General features: G+C 60.0%; 7 protein-coding genes. 2 read left to right on the plus strand and 5 right to left on the minus strand.

From position 1 onward, the window contains the following. Window positions 1-164: SDR family oxidoreductase (locus KDH09_05340; GenBank protein MCB0219100.1), on the plus strand; the 164-nt coding region annotated here is incomplete at its 5' end. 71 nt (window positions 165-235) lie between these two features. Further along, a complete protein-coding gene (locus KDH09_05345; protein ID MCB0219101.1) occupies window positions 236-1,084 on the plus strand; it encodes an NYN domain-containing protein in 849 nt (282 codons plus the stop codon). Window positions 1,085-1,195: 111 nt separating this feature from the next. On the opposite strand, the gene KDH09_05350 is transcribed toward KDH09_05345, so the two are convergent. From KDH09_05350 to KDH09_05370, 5 genes are all read right to left on the minus strand, one after another. Beyond that, window positions 1,196-2,215: a hypothetical protein gene (locus tag KDH09_05350; GenBank protein ID MCB0219102.1), complete on the minus strand. Its 1,020-nt coding sequence runs from the start codon at window positions 2,213-2,215 to the stop codon at window positions 1,196-1,198. After that, window positions 2,199-4,391, minus strand: a complete 2,193-nt coding sequence (locus tag KDH09_05355) for a DNA methylase (protein MCB0219103.1) — start codon at window positions 4,389-4,391, stop codon at window positions 2,199-2,201. The genes KDH09_05350 and KDH09_05355 overlap by 17 nt, the downstream gene beginning before the upstream one ends. A gap of 207 nt (window positions 4,392-4,598) precedes the next feature. Beyond that, the gene (locus tag KDH09_05360) at window positions 4,599-5,504 is read right to left on the minus strand and encodes a DMT family transporter (protein MCB0219104.1); all 906 of its coding nucleotides are present in this window, start codon (window positions 5,502-5,504) and stop codon (window positions 4,599-4,601) included. Between the two features lie 20 nt (window positions 5,505-5,524). After that, window positions 5,525-6,253, minus strand: coding sequence for an SDR family NAD(P)-dependent oxidoreductase (locus KDH09_05365; GenBank protein ID MCB0219105.1), 729 nt, complete (start codon window positions 6,251-6,253; stop codon window positions 5,525-5,527). Window positions 6,254-6,267: 14 nt separating this feature from the next. Then, a partial coding sequence (locus KDH09_05370; GenBank protein MCB0219106.1) for a cupin domain-containing protein occupies window positions 6,268-6,529 on the minus strand: 262 nt, incomplete at its 5' end.

The raw sequence follows: 6,529 nt of genomic DNA on the forward strand, positions 1-6,529 counted from the left end.
ACGGCGACGCCGCGATCCAGGCCGGGCTCTTCGCCCGCACGCCCCTCGGGCGGCCCGCCGAGCCGGAGGAGATCGCGGCGGCCATCGTCTATCTCGCCTCGCCCCTCGCCTCCTTCGTCACCGGCGCGATCCTGCCCCTCGACGGCGGCTACCTCTCGACGTGAGAGCGGCCGCCTTCGCCTCGCCCGGAGCGTCGTGATAGCCTGTCCGCCCGGCAACGGACCAACGGACCAGAATCTTGAACGACGACAGCAGCCTCGCCGTCTTCTGCGATTTCGAGAATATCGCCCTCGGCGTGCGCGACGCGAAATACGACAAGTTCGACCTGAAGCCGGTGCTCGAACGCCTGCTGCTCAAGGGCAGCATCGTCGTGAAGAAGGCCTATTGCGACTGGGACCGCTACAAGACCTTCAAGCGGGCCATGCACGAGGCCGCCTTCGAGATGATCGAGATTCCCCATACCCGCCAGGCCGGCAAGAATTCCGCCGATATCCGCATGGTCGTGGACGCGCTCGACCTCTGCTACACGAAGGAGCATATCGACACCTTCGTCATCATCTCGGGCGATTCGGACTTCTCGCCCCTGGTCAGCAAGCTGCGCGAGAACGCCAAGACGGTGATCGGCGTCGGGGTGAAGAACTCGACCGCCGACCTGCTGGTCAGCAATTGCGACGAGTTCATCTATTACGACGACCTCGTGCGCGAGAAGAAGCCGGCGCGCAAGCGCGGCGCGGCACCCAAGAAGCCCGCCGCGAGGCCGGCGGCGGAGCCGAAGGCCAAGGCCACAACCGCCAAGACCGCCAGCGCCAGCGCCAGGTCGGACAGCCAGGACGACAAGATGCAGGAGGCCATCGACCTGGTCGTCGACACGGCCGAGGCGCTGTTCGACGAGCGCGACGACCGCTCCACCCTCTGGGGCTCGATGGTCAAGCAGACCCTCAAGCGCCGCCAGCCGGGCTTCCACGAAAGCTACTACGGCTTCCGCTCCTTCAACGACCTGCTGGAAGAGGCCGAAGACCGCGGCGAGCTGGAACTGGAGTTGGACGAGCGCTCCGGCGGCTACATCATCCGGCGCATCTTCTAGCCGGGTTCCCCGGCAGCCTTCGCTGCCGCAGGCGCTCACTCGGGCTACAGCACGTTCACCCCACTACGAACCCTGAGAACTTCGCTATCCTAAGCACTGAGTCCCCGTGGCCTATCTCACACGGTATTCTCGAATCCGAGTGTGCGTCAGTAGAAGCTGCATGGTTGCTAAGGTGAAGACCTTTCCATCTGTAGCTTGCAACAATCGGCGCATGTCCTCACGGCGGACCTTGAAACCCCGGCCTGCGATACAGGCGACCACATCGTAGTCCTTGCCATTTTCGTCCCTTAGGGTGCGTAACCGCTGGACCCGAGCCACTTTGTCACGTGCCGTTCCATCATCTTCCGTTAGCTTCGCCTCGATCAATGCAACTGGCGTGAATTCATCCGGGACAATGAAATCTGGTGTCTGATCGAAACCGGGAATTCGCTCGGCCCGCGTGGTCTCTCGGAAACTAATTCTCGCATTGGAAAGCACATTCTTTATCGCAACCTCAACAACCTCGCCGACAAGCTCACTGACGGAATCGCGATGGGTCGCAAATGGTCGGCCAAGGAAACGCTCATACAGAACTACGGGATAGGGTACGCCAAGACTAGCGATCGATTGCACGCTCACCATCCCTTTAGCGGTGTCGGCCTTATCCATCCGGTGAACGATGCCAGGCGGCACACTTTGGGCACCACTGACGATGGTCCTTATTCCAGCGTCTATCATTGCACACATACGTTGCGCGGTGACGCCTGTGCCTTCATTCATCGGCGTGAGTGGTTCAAGCCGAATACGTCGATCAATGGAACGTGCCGCTCCTTGATCGACAGAGACATCGGTCATTTCGGTCGTCACATACGCCCATTCCGGCGGGGTAAAGCCAAGTATGCAGCGGAAGACGACAAAGGCGATCGGAGTCTCTCGAACCGCCGCAAGTACAGTGTCTCTAGTGAAGACCGCAAATGCGTCTGTGTGCCGCTTGAGCGTCTGATACCCTTTCTCGAAGGCGACATACTCAACGAAGCCGTTGCCCTTCGGCATTTCGATGAAGCTGGATGTCAGCTCGCCAAATACCTCATCAACAAGCGGTTCCCAAGCAATCGCTGGGTCCGCATAGTCGATATCAAAACGGGACGGCATCATGGGCGCTCCTCTCAGACTTGTGTGTAGAAAATAGCGGCCCTGCGCTCTCAAAACTGGGGCGACCATCTAGCAAACTAATAGTTTGGTTTGGATCGGCGAGTTTTTGTGATGCCTCAGCAAAAATCTCAAGCTTCTTCTCCGTCAGCAAGCTGTCATCCCAAAACTGCCGAAGTTTCCAAATAGTCATACGAGTAAGATGGCCGTAAACAATACAGCGAATATCGCCAGTACTTGGCCTACGCCCCGCCTCGGTAAGCTGAGCAAGGTCATCAGCGACTACGGTTGCAAGACCTTCTGCGTCCTCGAAGAACCATTTTTTCCGTGTGCTGCCAGTTGACCGGCAAACAAATACGGTATCCACAATGGAAGAAGTGGTTCCGTGAATATGGATCGAGCCACCCATTTCGGCTGGGCAGGGAAGGGAAGCAGAGCACGTTAATCCGGCGTCAAGAATTGCAATGCCAACTGCATAGTAAGCATCCAACTTGTTGTGGTGGTATGTGAAAGCAAGCGGCGCACCTGGCTTAAGAGCTTTTGCCATGTGGGTGTAAACACGCGCTAGACCTTCGGCGAACTGCGGCAGACCGCGCGACTTGGTAACGTTGCCGGTGAGTTCTTCGTCGGCACGGCTTGACGGGCGCCAGAATCCTTCTGCTGCATCTCCGACCAATCGTCGAAGCCAGACATAGCAGAAATCCATCAACTCACCGTATTGTACGTTCCCAAAATATGGTGGGTCCGTAAAAACAGCGTCAAGCGACTGCGGCGCCAATTCAATCGAAGTGGCGTCCGCACAGTGGATATCGATAGACCGAGGCCGCGCACCATTGAGATACTCTCCAATCCATTCCCCGGCTATCGGAACACGTACTTTGCGCTGACCTTGCTGCCGCACTTCGAAAGGCGAATCGCAATATGCTTTAGCCTCAGCGTACTTGTCGACAATGTTGGTCCAGCCGCCGGAGCCTACATTTGCTCCCTTTCCGTTCACGATGCCGAGCAGATTCGACTCGCACTGGACAAGGCCCACGGGAAATCCGTGTACCGAAAAAATATCAAGTGATTTGAGTGCCCACGTATCATAGCGGCAAAGAAGATTTTGATAGCGCAGTAAATCGGATAGGTTCGTTGCAAGTGCGTGGCGAATTCGTTCGTCCTTAACAGTAGATATCAGACGGCAACTTAGTTCCAAGCCGAGTAGCTGACGGAAGCTGAACATCTCCCGGTAGTGACTGTATCCCCAGCGATGCAGTCGGTCCGTTTCATCGCCAGACAGGATTACCTGATCTGGCACGAAATCCGCTGCGAGGTTGTTCCACCGTTGCTGGGCCTCCTTAATGCGCTGCAAATCTTTTCTGTCTGGCTTTTTGAAGAAGCGGCCGTTGTGCGACGTCTTTCGATGAGGGTTGTAGTACTCGATGGCGAACAGGCGATGCGCCAACGCTCCCTCGCCCGGACGGGGGTATCTGTTCTCATGGTGGCAGTTACTACAAACGCATCGACCTCGCTTAGCCGGGCCTTCGATCCGAAGTTCGGTACCACACGCGTGACACGCACCGAGTTTCTTTTTATCTGCCACTTCGTTGAGTTCGCCACAATCCGGGCAAACAAGTACATTTAATGGGTGCCGTGAGTTTTCAGAAATTAAATAACCGGGGAACAAATCGACATTCTGACCACAATTCTCACACAGTATCGTCTTTACCCATAGAAAATACTTTACTGGAACATCTTTGTCGCAATAGATGGGACAATCGGTGACATAGAGCTTTTCCAGCTCATGTCTAAGCGTATCAATAAGTCGTTCGGCCTCGGCTCGATAGGCGAGAATATCCAAATGCTCGATTTCTTCCCGAACGATCCATGCGGCCATCGGATTGATGTCGAATCCAACGACGTCGGCGCCAACACGATTAGCTTCAATTAATGGTGTACCTCCACCCATGAAAGGATCAGCGATTCGCCGATGGGGATAGTCGTTCGCTGCAAAATAGAGCTGCCTTAGCGGTCGATCACCAAATTCGGAGAGCATAAGTGCCCGAAAAAGACTTCCGGGACGGCGAGCAAACCATTTATGCACCGCTATTATTGGACGGTAGTTCTGCTGAATCTGTTTCTCTCGTAGAGCTAAGTTCGCGACAAAGGAAATGTCGAACCGGGATTCAATAGTCATACATCCGTACCAGCTTGGGGGGCGCGCACTCAGATGAGTGCGGCATGCTTAGATTAGTCGCATATAGTTATATAAGCGAGCCTGACTTACGATTATAGATTGTCTAAATTTAGAAATTTTCTACCTTATAGGATCTCGGCCGCAACGATCTGACAAAGCTACTCGGCACACTATAGGGTTAACAGTATGGATGTCTGAACGGCTACATCATCTGTCGGTCCCTACGGTCGGCTCTATCGCCGCACTGGATCGTAGCAACAGGACCAGCCCCACCACCACCACGGCCACGCCCGCCAGGTGCCGGCCGAGCATCTCCCTGTCGCCCGCCAGCACGGCCACGAGAACCCCGAGGGGCGGCACGAGAAAGGCATAGAGCGAGGTGAAGGCCGCGCCGGCCCGGGCGATCAGGCGGTAGTAGAGGAGGAAGGCCAGCCCCATCCCGACGATGCCGGCCAGCGCGATGCCGGCGAGCCCCGCGGCGCTGGGCATGGCGGGCGGCAGGCCCTCGACGGCCAGCGCGCCGAGCGCCAGGCCGCCGGTCGCGAAGACCATGACCCACAGGGTCACGACCTCCTGATCGAGATCCTTCGTGTAGCGGACCGCGAACAGGCCGTTGAAGACGAACACCGCGCCGCCGGCCATCATGATCGCGACGGCGTCGAGCTCGGCCGGCTGGCGCGACAGCGCGCCCCCGCCGCAGAACAGGAAAATGCCGCCGACGGCGACGGCGAGACCGAGCAGGTTGAGCGGTCGCGCCCGCCGCGTGTGCAGCAGGAAGGCCGCGACCAGGAAGGTCAGGATCGGCACCGTGGTCCCGATCACCGAGGACAGTTCGGGCGGAATGGCATCTTCGGCCGCGACGACGGAAAGCTGCGGCAGCGCCACGGCCGTCGCCCCCATCACGACCAGGGCCAGCGGCCGGCGGCGCAAGGCCGCCAGCAACGGCCGGCGCAGGCCCAGCCCGACCCCGGCCGCGAGGAACAGCGAGGCGGCCGCCGTCATCGCCGCGCTGGCCGTGACCGGCGGCAGCCCGTGATCGGCCCAGGAAATGAACAGGTAGTTCCCGGCCCAGGCCAGGGACATGGCCAGCAGCAGGGCGATGTTGACGAGCATCGCGGAGGACCGGCCCGCCGTCAGACCACGCTCTCCAGCGCGTAGTTGATCGGCATGGTTGCGATGGAGGCGCTGTTTGGCAGGGAGATCACCAGGCTGACGATGGCCGCCACCGTGTCCGGGTCGATCTTCTCGCCCGGGAAGGGCGCGTTGGTCCTGCTCATGTCGGTGTCGACGGCGCCGGGGCAGAGGCCGCAGACGCGGACCCCGTCCTCCCAGGTGCCGTAGCGCAGCACATGGGTCAGGGCCACGGCCGAGAATTTGGACATGGCATAGCCGGGCACGCCGCCGGCATAGCGCAGCCCCGAGTTCGACAGGATGTTGACGATCCGGCCCTGGCCGGTCGCGCGCAGATGCGGCAGGGCGGCGAGGGACAGGAAATACGGCCCCTTCACGTTGACCGCCCACATCTCGTCGAGCTGGTCCTCGTCCGGCTGGTCGAAGGGATAGGCGCGCAGCACGCCCGCGTTGTTCACGAGGGCGTCGATCTGGCCGAAATGGCTAGCCGTCTCCTCGACCCAGGCGGCGGCGGTGGGCCGGTCCTCGGCGTCGTAGCGGCATTGCAGGACGTCGCCGCCCAGGTCCGCCACGGCCGCCGCCAGCTTGGCCGGATCGCGCGCGCCCAGGCTGAGCCTGTAGCCGTCGGCGTGGAGGCGCCGGGCGATCGACAGACCGATCCCCCGGTTCGCCCCCGAGATCATGACGACCCGCCCGTCGGGCGGAATGGTCCCCTGCTTGCCCTCCCCCATCGCCGGCCGCGCGCCTACTCGGCGGCCTTCGGCGCGCGGTAGCGCGCACGCTTCAGGACGTCGGGGCCGAAGGACAGCTCCTCGCCCTCGGCCAGGGTGCGGTTGGTGTCGGTCAGCCAGGCCACCGTCAGCGCGCCGTTGGGCGAGTAGGAGTAGTGACGCACGCCGGGGCCGAGGGAGACGAAATCGCCGGCCGTGTATTTCTGGCCGTCATGGTCGATCAGCTCGCCCTCGATGACGTAGAACTCCTCCATCCCGAAATGCTCGTGCGGGGTC

It is taken from the genome of Chrysiogenia bacterium (assembly GCA_020434085.1).
In the GTDB taxonomy this organism is placed as follows: Bacteria; JAGRBM01; JAGRBM01; order JAGRBM01; family JAGRBM01; genus JAGRBM01.

Coding starts and splice junctions, on each gene's coding strand:
- KDH09_05360 (MCB0219104.1), bottom strand. CDS start 5,504: ATGCTCGTCAACATCGCCCTGCTGCTGGCCATGTCCCTGGCCTGGGCC.
- KDH09_05365 (MCB0219105.1), bottom strand. CDS start 6,253: ATGGGGGAGGGCAAGCAGGGGACCATTCCGCCCGACGGGCGGGTCGTC.
- KDH09_05350 (MCB0219102.1), bottom strand. CDS start 2,215: ATGCCGTCCCGTTTTGATATCGACTATGCGGACCCAGCGATTGCTTGG.
- KDH09_05355 (MCB0219103.1), bottom strand. CDS start 4,391: ATGACTATTGAATCCCGGTTCGACATTTCCTTTGTCGCGAACTTAGCT.